The organism is Pseudomonas sp. IT-P258 (genome assembly GCF_949767825.1).
In the GTDB taxonomy this organism is placed as follows: Bacteria; Pseudomonadota; Gammaproteobacteria; order Pseudomonadales; family Pseudomonadaceae; genus Aquipseudomonas; species Aquipseudomonas monachiensis.
The window spans coordinates 310,533-325,550 of sequence record NZ_CATKPU010000065.1 but is presented as its reverse complement, the minus strand read 5'-3'; the positions used below and the strand labels follow the sequence as shown (position 1 = coordinate 325,550).

Genomic DNA, 15,018 nt, shown 5'->3' with positions numbered 1-15,018 from the left:
GAGGGAGCTTGCTCCCGCCGGGCTGCGAAACGGCCCCCGCATTCTTTCAGGAGTAATGTGCCGGCAGATTTACGATCTGCTTCGCAGCCGAGCGGGAGCAAGCTCCCTCGCCACAAATATCATGCGCTTTGACTTGCAGCTTCAAACTTGCCGCTTGCAGCTGCATCTATGCGACCAACGATTGACTGCCGGCGGGTGTGCCTGTCCGCGAGGCGCGGTATACTGCCGCGCCTTTTTAGCGTCGCGCCAGCTTGCCCGGCGTGCCTTGAAAGGTGCTTGCAACCGACCGATGCACCCAAGCTGCAAGCACCTTATTGAATGTTCCCGTCTTTTAGAGGAGCGCGACTCATGACCGTGATCAAGCAAGACGACCTGATTCAGAGCGTTGCCGACGCCCTGCAGTTCATTTCCTACTACCACCCCGTGGATTTCATCCAGGCGATGCACGAGGCCTACCTGCGCGAAGAATCGCCAGCGGCCCGCGACTCGATGGCACAGATCCTGATCAACTCGCGCATGTGCGCCACCGGCCATCGTCCGATCTGCCAGGACACCGGCATCGTGACCGTATTTGTCCGCGTGGGCATGGACGTGCGTTGGGATGGCGCCACCATGAGCCTGGACGACATGATCAACGAGGGCGTACGTCGCGCCTACAACCTGCCGGAAAACGTCCTGCGCGCTTCGATCCTCGCCGACCCGGCAGGCGCTCGCAAGAACACCAAGGACAATACCCCGGCAGTCATCCACTACTCCATCGTTCCGGGTAACACCGTGGAAGTGGACGTGGCGGCCAAGGGCGGCGGTTCCGAGAACAAGTCGAAGATGGCCATGCTCAACCCGTCCGACTCGATCGTCGACTGGGTGCTGAAAACCGTCCCGGAAATGGGCGCCGGCTGGTGCCCACCGGGCATGCTCGGCATCGGCATCGGCGGCACCGCCGAGAAAGCCGCAGTGATGGCCAAGGAAGTGTTGATGGAATCCATCGACATTCACGAGCTCAAAGCCCGTGGCCCGCAGAACCGCATTGAAGAAATGCGCCTGGAGCTGTTCGAGAAGGTCAACCAACTGGGCATCGGCGCCCAGGGCCTCGGTGGCCTGACCACCGTGCTTGACGTGAAGATCATGGACTACCCGACCCACGCCGCTTCGCTGCCGGTGTGCATGATCCCGAACTGCGCCGCCACCCGTCACACGCACTTCGTGCTCGACGGTTCCGGCCCGGTTGCCCAGGAAGCGCCACCTTTGGACGCCTACCCGGAAATCGTCTGGGAAGCCGGTCCGTCGGCCCGTCGCGTCAACCTCGACACCCTGACCCCGGAAGACGTGCAGAGCTGGAAGCCGGGCGAAACCGTCCTGCTCAACGGCAAGATGCTCACCGGTCGCGACGCGGCGCACAAGCGCATGGTCGAGATGCTGAACAAGGGCGAAACCCTGCCGGTCGATCTGAAAGGTCGCTTCATCTATTACGTCGGCCCGGTTGATCCGGTGCGCGAAGAAGTGGTTGGCCCGGCGGGCCCGACTACCGCCACGCGGATGGACAAGTTCACCCGTCAGATCCTCGAGCAAACCGGCCTGCTGGGCATGATCGGCAAATCCGAGCGCGGCCCTACCGCGATCGAAGCGATCAAGGACCACAAAGCCGTTTATCTGATGGCTGTAGGTGGCGCGGCTTACCTGGTGGCGCAAGCGATCAAGAAATCCCGCGTGGTCGCTTTCGCCGAACTGGGCATGGAAGCGATCTACGAGTTCGACGTCAAAGACATGCCTGTGACCGTTGCGGTCGACAGCAAGGGCGAGTCGGTACACATCACCGGTCCTGCCATCTGGCAGAAAAAGATCAGTGAAAGCCTGGCGGTGGAAGTGCAGTAAGCGCTGAACCGTTGATTAAAAAGAGCCGCGCTGTCAGTACGACAGCGCGGCTTTTTTATACGTACAAATCCAACTTTCAACGACAGAGGTTCCAGACTCTATCCGTTCACGGAGACCAGGAGATCGCAGGTCTGGACGGTCAAACCGTAAACGCTTTATCGACTGCCCACTCGGAATCTCCCCCAGTGACCGTGCCGATCTGCCTTGCAGTAATGAGGTGATTTCCTGAGCTCCACGCCGTCGGGGCAGAAACCCGCCAACTTCCATCGGATTGAACCGTCGTAGATAATAAGACGCCGCCGCTCCCGCCCGTATTCCAGATCTCAAGCCTGGCGCCTTGGAGCCCCCCCGTACCACTTATAGTGGGTTTTCCGTCAGCAGAAACAGTTACATCGGTAATCAATGGCGTGAACAGGACAGCAAAAAGAACCGGGCTCGCCCATTCGGACACCACATCATTCAGTTTCTGTATGGCGGTTAGCCTGAACGGATCGCCCATCCACAATGGCTCCGCAAGCACGGTCTTCCAGGAACCATCGGACTGTACTGTCGCGGTTCCGAATAGAACGGTACCAACACCCTCTTCACAAAGTAAGATCGTTGCACCCGCCACACCGTTGGTTCCTTGTATTTCTGGTTGTGGCACCCGCACGGTTCCGGGATGGGCAATTACCGGCGTAGGGGGTATGACCTGGCCAATTTTAAAGTTACGACTCTTAGCCCAATGGCTGTATAGAAGGACTTTATACTGGATCTTGAAATATATCTGCTCTTCTACCGGCAACTCATCGGGCACCACAAACGCTATAAAACCAACTCCTACGCCACCACTGTATCTTTTAATTTTTTGATTATTGCTCGCTCTAAAGAAGTCCAGATTCCATTTGGTGTGCGTGGGTGATGGTACGATTGCATGAACGTTAAATCGACGACTAACAGTTCCCGCTGTGGGAGCCGTGATTATGGGACTGGGCAGTACCTCCCACTTTGGTTCAATTTTTCTCCGCGTCCGGGATTCCGTATCTTTTTTCATGATCTCAACTCTCCTGCGCCCGGCACGCTCGCTGGCGCTTGTGTCACTATATTCATCTTGATCCGCACGAGGTGACTACCTGTAAAAAGTGACAGTTCCGACGAATGGACATTCATAAGAATTTTTGAGAACGCCTGGATTTCGTTGAGAAAACTCGAAAATGAAATAGTACAAATGCGCAAAACAAACATGAGTTCCTGATAGCTCAGGGTATCGACTTTAATGTATGAGATGAGCACTGGTGCAAGATGATCCGCATGCTATCTTGCGCCTGTCTTTTTTCCGATCTCTGTTCGATGCTCCCGACCTCCCGAACCCTGCGCCTGGCGCTCTACACCTTATTGATCATCGCCGGTGCCGCCATCGCCGCCACCCTGGCGATGCGCCACACCGTGCGCCAGTCAATGGTCGAGGACGCGGCTCGCGCCAATCAGCAACTGGCGCTGTATGCCACGTCCCTGCATACCCTGATCGAACGTTACCGAGCCCTGCCTTCGGTGCTGGCGCTGGACCCGCAATTGCGCGACGCCCTCAAAGGCCCGGTGAGCCCCGAGCAACAGGATGCGCTGAACCGCAAACTGGAAAAGATCAACGGCGCCGCCGAATCCTCGACCCTGGAACTGCTCGATCGCACCGGTCTGGCCGTAGCCGCGAGCAACTGGCGTTTGCCCAGCAGTTATGTCGGCCACAACTACGGTTTCCGTCCCTATTTCAACCAGACCCGTACGCAGGGCACCGGTCGCTTTTATGCCGTGGGGGTGACCAGCGGGATTCCCGGCTACTTCCTCTCCAGCGCGGTCAGCGATGACGACGGTCAGTTCCTCGGTGCCATGGTGGTGAAACTGGAGTTCCCCGAACTGGAACGCGAGTGGCGTCAGGGCAGCGACACCTTGCTGGTCAGCGACGCACGTGGAATCATCTTCATCGCCAACCAGCCGGGCTGGCGCTATCGCCTGCTCAAGCCGCTGAGCGACAGCGACCACGCCGAACTCAAGACCACCCGCCAGTACGACAAGCAGCCGCTGACGCCGCTTGAGTTTCAATCGTTGCGGCGCTTCGATGACAACAGCGACCTGGCTCGGGTCGATGGCCCGGACGGCAAGGCCGATTACCTGTGGGAATCCCTGCCGCTAAGCACCGAAGGCTGGACGCTGCACCTGCTGCGGCGTCCGCAAGTCGCCTTCGAAGACAGCCGCAACGCAGCCCTCGCCGCGGCAGGGCTATGGCTGACCCTGGTGTTCCTGCTGCTGTTTCTCAATCAACGCTGGCGCCTGGCCAAACTGCGTCAACGCAGTCGCGAAGAACTCGAGCAGCTTGTAGAAGAGCGTACCCGCGACCTGCGCACCGCTCAGGAAGGCCTGGTGCAATCGGCCAAACTCGCCGCGCTTGGCCAAATGTCGGCGGCGCTGGCTCACGAGATCAATCAACCGCTAACTGCCCAGCGCATGCAGCTGGCGACCTTGCGCCTGTTGCTCGACCACGGTCGAGTCGATGACGCCTACAAGGCGCTCAAGCCAGTGGATGAAATGCTCACCCGCATGGCGGCCCTCACCGGCCATCTGAAAACCTTCGCCCGCAAAAGCCCCGGCGGTTTGCGCGAACGCCTGGACCTGGCGGCGGTGGTGGATCAGTCGCTGCAACTGCTCGACACCCGGTTGCGCGACGAACAGGTCAGCACCGTGCTGCACCTGACCCGCCCGGCCTGGGTGCGTGGCGATGCGATTCGCCTGGAACAGGTGCTGATCAACCTGCTGCGCAATGCCCTCGATGCGATGCAGGATAAACCCTGCAAACGCCTGGAAATCCGCCTCGAAGCCGACGAACAATTGTGGCGCCTGAGCGTGATCGACAACGGTGGCGGTATCGCCGAAGAGAACCTGCCCAAGGTCTTCGATCCGTTCTTCACCACCAAGCCGGTGGGCGATGGCCTGGGGATCGGGCTGGCCGTGTCCTTTGCCATCGTTCATGAATCCGGCGGGCGCCTGACTGCCGACAATCATGACAAAGGCGCCGTGTTTACCATGACTTTGCCCATCGACCTGGAGGTGCATGAACCATGCTGAACTCAGTGATCGTGGTCGACGACGAAAGCAGCATTCGCAGTGCCGTCGAGCAATGGTTGAGCCTGTCGGGGTTCGAGGTGCAGTTGTTCAGCCGCGCCGACGAGTGCCTGGCGCAGTTGCCCAGGCATTTTGCCGGGGTGATTCTCAGCGACGTGCGCATGCCCGGCATGACCGGCCTGGAACTGTTGGCCGAGGTGCAACGCCGGGATGCCGATTTGCCGGTGATCCTGCTGACCGGCCACGGCGATGTACCGATGGCCGTCGAGGCCATGCGCGACGGTGCCTACGATTTCCTCGAAAAACCTTTCAGCCCGCAAACCCTGCTCGGCAGCCTGCGCCGCGCCCTCGACAAGCGCCGGCTGGTGCTGGAGAACCGCGCGCTGCACGAGCAGGCGGACAACCGCGCCAAACTGGATGCCACGCTGCTTGGCGTGTCCCGGGGCTTGCAGACCCTGCGACGGCAAGTTCTGGACCTGGCAGCATTGCCGGTCAACGTGCTGATTCGCGGCGAAACCGGTAGCGGCAAGGAACTGGTCGCGCGTTGCCTGCACGACTTCGGGCCGCGGGCCGACAAGCCCTTTGTCGCGCTCAACTGCGCGGCCATTCCCGAGCAATTGTTCGAGGCCGAGCTGTTCGGTCACGAGAGCGGCGCGTTTACCGGTGCGTCCGGCAAGCGCATCGGCAAGCTCGAGTACGCCGACGGCGGCACGCTGTTTCTCGATGAAATCGAAAGCATGCCCCTGGCCCAGCAGGTGAAACTGCTGCGGGTGTTGCAGGAGCAGAAGCTTGAACGGCTGGGCTCGAACCAGAGCATCCGCGTGGATTTGCGCATCATTGCCGCGACCAAGCCGGACCTGCTCGACGAAGCGCGGGCCGGACGTTTCCGCGAAGACCTGGCCTATCGTTTGAACGTCGCGGAACTACGTCTGCCGCCCTTGCGCGAACGCCGTGAAGACATACCCCTGCTGTTTGAATCCTTTGCACAAAACGCCGCCGAACGCCTGGGACGCAAGTTTCCACCGTTGAGCGGTGCCCAGTTGAGTCACCTGCTGAGCCACGACTGGCCGGGCAACGTGCGCGAACTGGCGAACGTCGCCGAGCGTCAGGTATTGGGGCTCGGTGAGCCGGAGCCCTTGGGCATCGAGCCCGGCCAGTCACTGGCGGCGCAACAGGAAGCGTTCGAAGCGCAATGCCTGCGTGCGGCATTGACCCGGCACAAGGGCGATGTGAAAGCGGTGCTCGAAGAACTGCAACTGCCGCGCCGGACCTTCAATGAAAAGATGCAGCGGCATGGTCTGACCCGGGAGATGTTTTTAAGCGAGTAGCCCTCAAAATCAAAAGATCGCAGCCTTCGGCAGCTCCTACCGATGAACGCGATGTCCTTGTAGGAGCTGCCGAAGGCTGCGATCTTTTCAGCGGATTTCCGCTCACGCAAACATCCTCATAGGCGGATTTCCGCTCAGCCAAACATCCTGCCCCCTCTAAACCGGCCCTCTCCCCGTTGGCACAGCTCCTGCTATAGCCCTGGCAGGCTGCGTTTATTCGCGCTCCACAAAAACAATTAAATGAAGGATCCTTCAATGGATAACTCCAACGCCCTGCCCCTTGGGTCGGCTGCCACGCCGGCTAAAGAAAGAACCACCGCCAGTCGCATCAAATCGATTTTCAGCGGTTCTGTCGGCAACATGGTCGAGTGGTACGACTGGTACGTCTACGCCGCCTTCTCCCTGTACTTCGCCAAGACCTTCTTCCCCAAAGGCGACACCACCGCACAACTGCTCAACACCGCCGCGATCTTCGCCGTGGGCTTCCTGATGCGTCCGATCGGTGGCTGGCTGATGGGTCTGTATGCCGACAAGGTCGGGCGCAAAAAGGCCCTGATGGCCTCGGTGTACCTGATGTGCTTCGGCTCGCTGCTGATCGCCCTGAGCCCGAGTTATGAAGTCATCGGCATCGGCGCACCGATCCTGCTGGTGTTCGCGCGCTTGCTGCAAGGCCTGTCGGTGGGTGGCGAATACGGCACCTCCGCCACTTACCTCAGCGAGATGGCAACCAAGGAGCGTCGTGGCTTCTACTCCAGCTTCCAGTACGTGACCCTGATCTCCGGCCAGCTCATCGCTTTGGCGGTGCTGATTGTCCTGCAGAACTTCCTGACCACCGAGGAGCTCTACGCCTGGGGCTGGCGCATCCCGTTCGCCATCGGCGCGCTGTGTGCCGTGGTTGCGCTGTACCTGCGTCGCGGCATGGAAGAGACCGAGTCCTTCACCAAGAAAGAAAAAGCCAAGGAAAGCGCGATGCGCACCTTGATGCGTCACCCGAAGGAACTGATGACCGTGGTTGGCCTGACCATGGGCGGTACGCTGGCGTTCTACACCTACACCACCTACATGCAGAAATACCTGGTGAACACCGTCGGCATGAGCATTTCCGACTCCACCACCATTTCCGCCGCCACGCTGTTCCTGTTCATGTGCCTGCAACCGATCATCGGCGGGCTGTCGGATAAAATCGGTCGCCGGCCGATCCTGATTGCCTTCGGCATTCTGGGCACGCTGTTCACCGTACCGATCCTGACCACCCTGCACACCATCACGACCTGGTGGGGCGCGTTCTTCCTGATCATGGCGGCGCTGATCATCGTCAGCGGCTACACCTCGATCAACGCGGTGGTGAAAGCCGAACTGTTCCCGACCGAAATCCGCGCCCTGGGCGTCGGCCTGCCGTACGCACTGACCGTCTCGATTTTCGGCGGCACCGCTGAATACATCGCGCTGTGGTTCAAGAGCATCGGCATGGAGACGGGTTACTACTGGTACGTTACCGCGTGCATTGCCGTGTCGTTGTTGGTGTACGTCACCATGAAAGACACCCGCAAGCATTCGCGGATCGTCACTGACTGACAGATAGATCGAAGCTGGCAGTACTGGCCTCTTCGCGAGCAAGCCCGCTCCCACATTCGACCGCGTTCCTTCTGGAACAACCCGGTTAAATGTGGGAGCGGGCTTGCTCGCGAAGACGGCGGCATATCCAATATCAATGTGACTGGCACACCGCTTTCGCGAGCAAGCCCGCTCCCACATTGGATCTCATCAACTCAAGTACCGAATCCGACTGGAAATCCGTGGCGCATGCTTGCACCATGAACGTCTCCCGAAAGCCCTGGAAATCCCATGCCCGACGACATCCACTTCTACGAACCCGCCAACGGCCACGGCCTGCCCCACGATCCGTTCAACGCCATCGTCGGCCCGCGCCCCATCGGCTGGATCTCTTCACAGGACGCCGAGGGCCGCTTGAACCTGGCGCCCTACAGCTTCTTCAACGCCTTCAACTACATCCCGCCGATCATTGGTTTTTCCAGCGTCGGGCGCAAAGACAGCCTGAACAACATCGAACAGACCGGCGAGTTCGCCTGGAACCTGGCCACCCGGCCGCTGGCCGAGCAGATGAACCAGAGCTGCGCCATGGTCGGGCCTGAGGTCAACGAATTCGAACTGGCCGGGCTGACGACCGCTGCCTCGAAGGTCATTCAGGTGCCGCGGGTGGCAGAGAGCCCGGTGTCCTTCGAGTGCAAGGTCACGCAGATCATCCAGTTGCAACGGGCGGACGGCAACGTGGTGCCGAGCTGGCTGATCCTCGGCGAAGTGGTCGCCGTGCATATCGCCAAATGGCTGTTGAAGGATGGGGTATACGACACCGCCGCGGCAGAACCGATTCTGCGCGGCGGCGGGCCGGCGGATTACTTCCAGCTGGGGCCTGAGGCGTTGTTCAAGATGTACCGCCCGGGGCGGTGAGAATCACCAGAGCAGGTCGGTGTTTTCCTTGACGTCCTTGAGGCGGGTCAGCTCCTTGGCGGCCGCATCATCGGCCTCGTGAGCGGTCTTGAAGATCTGGCCTTCCAGCACTTTGTGAAAACGCGGGGCGCCGGCACCACCCAGCGCTTTGACGGCGATAGCGGCGTGGTAACCACCCTCGCCCGGTACTACGGCGGAAACAGCTTCGAAGTGATCAAAGGCTTTACGTGCCATGTCGCGCATCCTGGCTGATTGAGAATGCCGTCATTAAACCCTCAACCGGCCAGTTTGTGTACCGCCACTTCGGACTGTCCCAGAGCCTGCGCCGCCGAGACATCCTTGAAGGTGTGGAAGTCCAGGCTGTTGACCACCAACTCCTGCACCAACTCGGCAAAAATCTCCATCGCCGGCGTGTTGAAGTACGCGGTCATAGCCTGTTGATTGCTCCAGAAACCGGACACCAGCCACAACTGCGGATCGCATTGCGAATGCTGCAAGGAAAAGCTCAGGCAGCCTGGCGCTGCACGGGACGGTTCGATCAGGGCGCTGAGGCGCACACCGAGTTCCGCCGAACGCCCGGCGCGCGCTCGAACGAAGGCCATATGACTGACGGGGATTTGCGTGGACATGTTCAACCCTCCCGGGGAGTCGCGTGGCAGCCAGGGGACGGGCTGCGACAGGATCAAAGGTTAAGGGTCGCGACGCCTTTCTCGTTAGTCGATTCCTGCCGGTGCGTTGCACAATCCTGCGAAACTGCATGACAAGCCTGTAACAAGCTGTAAAACACTGTCACGGTTCTGCCATACGAGCTTTGTGTAGGAGCTGCCGAAGGCTGCGATCTTTTGACTTTCACTTTCAAAATCAAAAGATCGCAGCCTTCGGCAGCTCCTACGGGGTTATCGGCGTTAGTTCAAGCGCGCCTGTGCGTTGGCCGTGCTTGGGTACGAAACCAACCCCAGGCAGAATCAGGCAAGCATCCGGCAGGATGTGTCTACCGCTGCCGCTTGCACAAACATATGCTCTGCACCACTCCCTCCATGCCTTGCCGAGGATGCCTCGCATGTCGTCGCTCGATCACTTTCAAGCCCCGCTGGACACCGACATGGAAAAGCAGCGCGCGGAACTGGCGGCCATCATCCGCCGCAACACCGCCGAAGATGGCAGTTATGCCACAGCCATCGGCTCGCTGTTCATGTCCCGCCACAGCCAGTCCCACGAGTTCGCCCCGGTTCTGGCGCAACCGGCGCTGTGCATCATGGCCCAGGGGCGCAAGGAAGTTCAGTTGGCCAACGAGTACTTCAACTACGACCCATTGAACTACCTGGTGGTCTCGGTCTCGATGCCGCTCAGTGGGCGGGTGGTGGATGTCTCGCCTGAGGAACCGATCCTGGCCCTGCGCCTGGACATCGACCCGACGGAAATCACCGCACTGATCGCCGACGCCGGTCCCCTCGGCGTGCCCACCCGGCCGGCCGGACGCGGGCTGTATGTCGAAAAACTCGACACCGCGATGCTTGATGCGGTGCTGCGTCTGGCACGGTTACTGGACACGCCGAAAGACATCGCCATGCTGGCGCCGCTGATTCGCCGGGAGATCCTCTATCGACTGTTACGCAGCAAACAGGGACATAGGCTGTACGAAATCGCCATCGCCAACAGTCAGAGCCATCGCATCAGCCAGGCGATCAAATGGCTCAACGGCAATTTCGAACAGCCGTTACGCATTGATGATCTGGCCAAGGAAGTGAACCTGAGCGTGTCGACGCTGCATCATCGTTTCAAGGCGATGACGGCGATGAGCCCGTTGCAGTATCAGAAGCAGCTGCGCCTGCAGGAAGCACGGCGGCTGATGCTGGCCGAAGGACTGGAGGCTTCGGCGGCAGGGTATCGGGTCGGGTATGAAAGCCCTTCGCAGTTCAGCCGGGAGTACAGCCGGTTGTTCGGGGCTCCGCCGTTAAGGGATCTGGCGCGGTTGCGGTTGACGGTTTGATCCGGATCCAGTGATGCGGCTACTGACGCCTTCGCGGGCAAGCCCGCTCCCACAGGTTTTGTGAACGCCACATACCCTGTGGGAGCGGGCTTGCCCGCGAAGAGGCCAGCAAGGCCAACATCAAATCCTGATCAGGCGCCAAGTACCCGGCAAGCCTCCACCGGCAAGGTCACCGACACCGGATGCCCAACGCTCAAGCCAAAGCCCTGGCACGGCGTGCTCAGCGCGGTAAAGGACACCCCTGAACACTCCACCGTGGTCTCGATGGTCGCGCCGATATCGCGCACGAAGGTCACTTTGCCCAGCAGGCGGTTGCCCGCCGTCGCCTGTGGCGCTGACAGTTGCAGGTCTTCCGGGCGAATCAACATCTTCACCTTTTCACCGACCACGATGCTGCTGCAGATCGGTACTTGCAGCGCATCGCCGCCCGGCAAACTCACTTTGCCATTACCCAGCGCCGTGGCCGGGAAGATGTTGCCCGAGCCGATGAAGTCCGCGACGAACTCGTTGGCCGGGTGCCGGTAGATCTCGATCGGCGTACCCACCTGCTGCACCTTGTGTTCACCCAATACGACCACGATATCGGCCATGGTCATGGCTTCACGCTGGTCGTGGGTCACCATGATGGTGGTGATGTTCAGGCGTTGTTGCAGTTGACGGATTTCCACCTGCATCGACTCGCGCAGCTTGGCGTCCAGCGCTGACAGCGGTTCGTCGAGCAGGAGGATTTTCGGGTGTGAGGCAATCGCCCGGGCAATCGCCACGCGCTGGCGTTGGCCGCCGGACAGCTTGGCCACCGGGCGATTGATCATCTGCTGCAGCTGGATCAGTTCCAGCAATTCCACCACCCGCGCCTGTTGGTCAGCCTTGCTGACTCCACGCAGTTTCAGCGGATAGGCGATGTTCTCCCCGACTGTCATGTGCGGGAACAGCGCCAGGGACTGGAACACCATGCCGAAGTTGCGCAGGTGCGCCGGGGTGTTGCCGATGTCTTCGCCATCCAGGCGGATCTCGCCGCCGGTCAGGGTTTCAAGGCCGGCGATCATGCGCAGCAAGGTGGTTTTGCCACAACCCGAAGGGCCGAGGAAACACACCAGTTTGCCCTCGGGCAAATGCAGGTTCACATCCGTTACCGCGCAGGCCGAGCCGTAATGTTTCTCGACGTTTTCCAGAATCAGACCAGACATGTGAATCACCTCAAGAAATCAGAACGAAACGCCACCTTCACCAACCAGCTTCTCCAGCGCCCAGATCAGGACGAAGTCGATCAGCACGATCAGCACGGCAAACGAAAATACGGTTGGGTCGAGCGAAGACACGGTGCGGCTGTACATCCAGATCGGCACGGTCATGACGTCGATGGTGTAGAGGAAGTAGGTCACGGTGAATTCGTTGAACGAGACGATGAACGCCAGCAGCATGCCCGCCAGGATCCCCGACTTCATCAACGGCACCACCACATCGACAATCGCCCGCAGCGGTGAAGCGCCGAGCATTTGCGCGGCCTCTTCGACTTCGCTGCCGATGGAAAGCATCGCCGCCGTGCAGTTCTTCACCACGAACGGCAACGCGAGGATCACGTGGGCAATCACCAGGCGCGAGGTGGTCATGTGGAACGGCAGGCTGTCGAACACCAGCAGCAACGCCAGGCCCAACACCACCATCGGGAACACCAGCGGCAACGACATCAGTTGCAGCGCCACGGCCTTGCCACGGAACTCGCAACGGGTCAGCGCGTAGGCCGCCGGCACCGCGATGATCGTGGCGAAAACCATGGTCAGGCACGACACCAGCAGGCTGGTGCTCATGGCCTGGCCGAGGCTCAGGACGTCACTGGCGTCCGGCGACACGAAGGTGTGCCAGGCGGCCTTGTACCATTGCAGGCTGTAGCTGCTCGGCGGGAAGTCGAGGTTCGACGCACCGCTGAACGACATCACGATCATGGTCAGAATCGGCAACACCGCCAACAGCAGGATGAAGCCCGAGAGGATGCCGGCAAACTTGCCGGTTTCACCGGGCAACAACTGGCGCTTCTTGATCAGGGTACTCATTGCGAAGCCTCCAGCATGCGGCGACGGCGGCCAGTGATGTATTCGGACAAGGTCATGATCGCGAGGGTGGTGACGATCAGCACCACACCGGCAGCGGATGCGGCGGGCCAGTTCATCAGCGGGGCGATCTGGTCATGCACCATCACCGCCAGCATCGGCACGCGCCGGCCGCCGAGCAGCAAGGGCACCACGAAACTGCTGGCGTTGTAGGCGAACACCAGGGTCGCGCCGGTAATGATCCCCGGCAGGCTCATCGGCAACACCACTTGGCGGAACACTTGGAAGCGACTGGCGCCGAGGGTGGCGGCAGCTTCTTCGTAACTGCGGGCGACGCCGCGCATGGCGCTGGCAATCGGCAACACGGCCAGCGGGAAGGCGGTTTGCACCAGGCCCATCAACACGCCGTTCTGGTTGTACAACAGCATGATCGGGCGCTTGATCAGGCCCAGGCCCATCAGTGCCTGGTTGAGCATGCCGCCAGGGCCGAGGATCACCAGCCAGCCGTAGCTTTGCAGCAACAGGTTGACCAGCAAGGGCAGCAACACCGCCGCCAGGAAGATCCGCCGCACGAACGGTGAGGTCAGGCGCGACATGGTGTAGGCCACCGGGATTGCCAGGATCACTGCGATCACCGCGCTGATCAGCGCCAGGCGCAGGGTCAGCATCAGCGACTTGAGGTAATAGGGTTCCAGCAACTGGGCGTAACTGGCCAGGCTGAACCCGGACCATTCCGCGCCCTTGGTGCCCACGCTCATGCGCAGTACCAGCAGGCTCGCGGCGATCAGCACGCCGAGAAACAGCATCGACGGCGAGAGGAAAAGCCAGGCGCGCGTCGTTGGCGAAACACCCCGAGCGGCGCGCACGGGGGCGGCACTCACCGGATGAGTCAGAGGTTGGTGTTCCATAGCAAAGGGTCTCGTCAATGGAAGATCAGAAATATCAGCCTGTACGGCCCCCTTGTAGGAGCTGCCGCAGGCTGCGATCTTTTGATCTTTTTCAGAGCTACCGAAGAGCAGGATCTAAAGATCGCAGCCTTCGGCAGCTCCTACGGATCAGGAAGAAAAGATTTCCGTGTAACGACGAATCCATTGGTCATGCACAGTCGCCAGGAAGGCGTTGTCGTGCATGATCGCTTTCTCGGCAATCTGCTCCGGCGTGAGGATGTACGGGCTCTTGCGTGCTTCGGCGGAGATGATCGCCTTGGCGTTGACCGGGCCGTTGTAGATGTCTTCAGCCATCTTGCCCTGCACCAGCGGGTCCAGGGAGTGGTTGATGAAGGCGTAGGCCATGTCGGTATCGCCCGGACGGTTCTTCGGCATCACCGACAGCATCAGGTCGGTGTAGAAACCTTCCTTCATGCCGAACGTGGCGCCCAGGCCGTAGTTCGGGTCGCGGATCTGTTTCGGGAAGAAGGCCGGTGCGTACAGGCCACCCATGTCCAGGGAACCGGTGCGGAACAGTTCGGCGATCTGGTTCGGGTTTTCACCCAGGGTCACCACACGATCTTTCAGCTCGGCGAGTTTCTTGAAGCCAGGCTCGATGTTGTGTTCGTCACCACCGGCCAGTTTGGCGCCGATGATGATCAGGTCCATGGCCTCGGTCCAGTTCGGCGGCGGCAGGAAGATGTTTGGCGCCGCGTCGGCATCCCACAGGGAGGCGTAGCTGGTCGGGGCTTCTTTCTGGGTGCGGGTGCTGTAGACCAGGCTGTTGCACCACAGCAGGTAACCGATACCGTGGCCATTGGCGCCGGTGCGGTATTTCTCCGGTACATCGACAAGATTTGGAATGCGGTTGAGGTCGGGCTTTTCCAGCAGGTTGGCGGCGGCCAGACCTTCGGCGCCGACGCCTGCCAGGGTGATGATGTCGTACTGCGGACGATCACCGCCGGCCTTGAGCTTGGCGACCATTTCCGAGGTACTGCCGGTGCGGTCGGCGATGACCTTGCAGCCGTACTTGTCTTCGAACGTCGCGGCGATGTTGCGTAGCGCAGCCAGGCCGGTGTCATCGGACCAGGTCAGCAAACGCAGGGTCTTGCCGGCAAAACGTGTGTCGCTGGCATTGGCCTTGATGAACGGCATGCTCATGGCTGCCGCTGCAACCGAGGCTACGCCTACGGTCTTGATAAATTGACGTCTGTTCAGATCATGCTCGCCCATTACGGACTCCCTTTGTTTTTGTAGGTATAAGGCAGGTCGAAACTGTTGCATCCGCGCGA

13 protein-coding genes are annotated in these 15,018 nt (G+C 60.4%); 6 read left to right on the top strand and 7 right to left on the bottom strand.

What is annotated here, in order from left to right:
* The first annotated feature begins 348 nt into the window (after window positions 1-348).
* Window positions 349-1,872, top strand: coding sequence for a fumarate hydratase (locus ACM6G4_RS22165; protein ID WP_056726089.1), 1,524 nt, complete (start codon window positions 349-351; stop codon window positions 1,870-1,872).
* Between the two features lie 139 nt (window positions 1,873-2,011).
* On the opposite strand, the gene ACM6G4_RS22160 is transcribed toward ACM6G4_RS22165, so the two are convergent.
* Window positions 2,012-2,905, bottom strand: a complete 894-nt coding sequence (locus ACM6G4_RS22160) for a hypothetical protein (protein ID WP_414914633.1) — start codon at window positions 2,903-2,905, stop codon at window positions 2,012-2,014.
* 296 nt (window positions 2,906-3,201) lie between these two features.
* Here ACM6G4_RS22160 and ACM6G4_RS22155 point away from each other — a divergent pair, with 296 nt between their 5' ends.
* The 4 genes from ACM6G4_RS22155 to ACM6G4_RS22140 all read left to right on the top strand — a co-directional run bounded on the left by ACM6G4_RS22155 (window position 3,202) and on the right by ACM6G4_RS22140 (window position 8,762).
* Window positions 3,202-4,968 (top strand): sensor histidine kinase, encoded by a 1,767-nt coding sequence (locus tag ACM6G4_RS22155; protein ID WP_414914632.1) that lies wholly within the window; start codon window positions 3,202-3,204, stop codon window positions 4,966-4,968.
* On the top strand, window positions 4,962-6,293 hold the full coding sequence (locus ACM6G4_RS22150; protein ID WP_056726092.1) for a sigma-54-dependent transcriptional regulator: 1,332 nt from the start codon (window positions 4,962-4,964) through the stop codon (window positions 6,291-6,293). The genes ACM6G4_RS22155 and ACM6G4_RS22150 overlap by 7 nt, the downstream gene beginning before the upstream one ends.
* A gap of 255 nt (window positions 6,294-6,548) precedes the next feature.
* Window positions 6,549-7,868: an MFS transporter gene (locus ACM6G4_RS22145; protein ID WP_056726093.1), complete on the top strand. Its 1,320-nt coding sequence runs from the start codon at window positions 6,549-6,551 to the stop codon at window positions 7,866-7,868.
* 270 nt (window positions 7,869-8,138) lie between these two features.
* Complete coding sequence (locus ACM6G4_RS22140) at window positions 8,139-8,762, top strand: flavin reductase family protein (RefSeq protein ID WP_223541147.1); 624 nt, start codon at window positions 8,139-8,141, stop codon at window positions 8,760-8,762.
* 3 nt (window positions 8,763-8,765) lie between these two features.
* Here the strand turns inward: ACM6G4_RS22140 and ACM6G4_RS22135 are convergent, their stop codons facing one another.
* Both ACM6G4_RS22135 and ACM6G4_RS22130 read right to left on the bottom strand, forming a co-directional pair.
* Window positions 8,766-8,996, bottom strand: a complete 231-nt coding sequence (locus tag ACM6G4_RS22135; protein ID WP_223532182.1) for a hypothetical protein — start codon at window positions 8,994-8,996, stop codon at window positions 8,766-8,768.
* 41 nt (window positions 8,997-9,037) lie between these two features.
* On the bottom strand, window positions 9,038-9,391 hold the full coding sequence (locus ACM6G4_RS22130) for a putative quinol monooxygenase (RefSeq protein WP_056726097.1): 354 nt from the start codon (window positions 9,389-9,391) through the stop codon (window positions 9,038-9,040).
* A gap of 431 nt (window positions 9,392-9,822) precedes the next feature.
* Between ACM6G4_RS22130 and ACM6G4_RS22125 the strand changes: the two genes are divergently transcribed.
* Window positions 9,823-10,752 (top strand): AraC family transcriptional regulator, encoded by a 930-nt coding sequence (locus ACM6G4_RS22125; RefSeq protein ID WP_414914631.1) that lies wholly within the window; start codon window positions 9,823-9,825, stop codon window positions 10,750-10,752.
* A gap of 131 nt (window positions 10,753-10,883) precedes the next feature.
* Here ACM6G4_RS22125 and ACM6G4_RS22120 read toward each other — a convergent pair whose 3' ends face one another.
* The 4 genes from ACM6G4_RS22120 to ACM6G4_RS22105 form a co-directional block, all read right to left on the bottom strand.
* A complete protein-coding gene (locus tag ACM6G4_RS22120) occupies window positions 10,884-11,939 on the bottom strand; it encodes an ABC transporter ATP-binding protein (RefSeq protein ID WP_008052508.1) in 1,056 nt (351 codons plus the stop codon).
* 18 nt (window positions 11,940-11,957) lie between these two features.
* Window positions 11,958-12,803: an ABC transporter permease gene (locus ACM6G4_RS22115; protein ID WP_414914630.1), complete on the bottom strand. Its 846-nt coding sequence runs from the start codon at window positions 12,801-12,803 to the stop codon at window positions 11,958-11,960.
* Complete coding sequence (locus ACM6G4_RS22110) at window positions 12,800-13,708, bottom strand: ABC transporter permease (RefSeq protein ID WP_223541149.1); 909 nt, start codon at window positions 13,706-13,708, stop codon at window positions 12,800-12,802. The genes ACM6G4_RS22115 and ACM6G4_RS22110 overlap by 4 nt, the downstream gene beginning before the upstream one ends.
* A gap of 147 nt (window positions 13,709-13,855) precedes the next feature.
* Window positions 13,856-14,959, bottom strand: coding sequence for an extracellular solute-binding protein (locus ACM6G4_RS22105; RefSeq protein WP_414914629.1), 1,104 nt, complete (start codon window positions 14,957-14,959; stop codon window positions 13,856-13,858).
* Window positions 14,960-15,018: the final 59 nt, after the last annotated feature.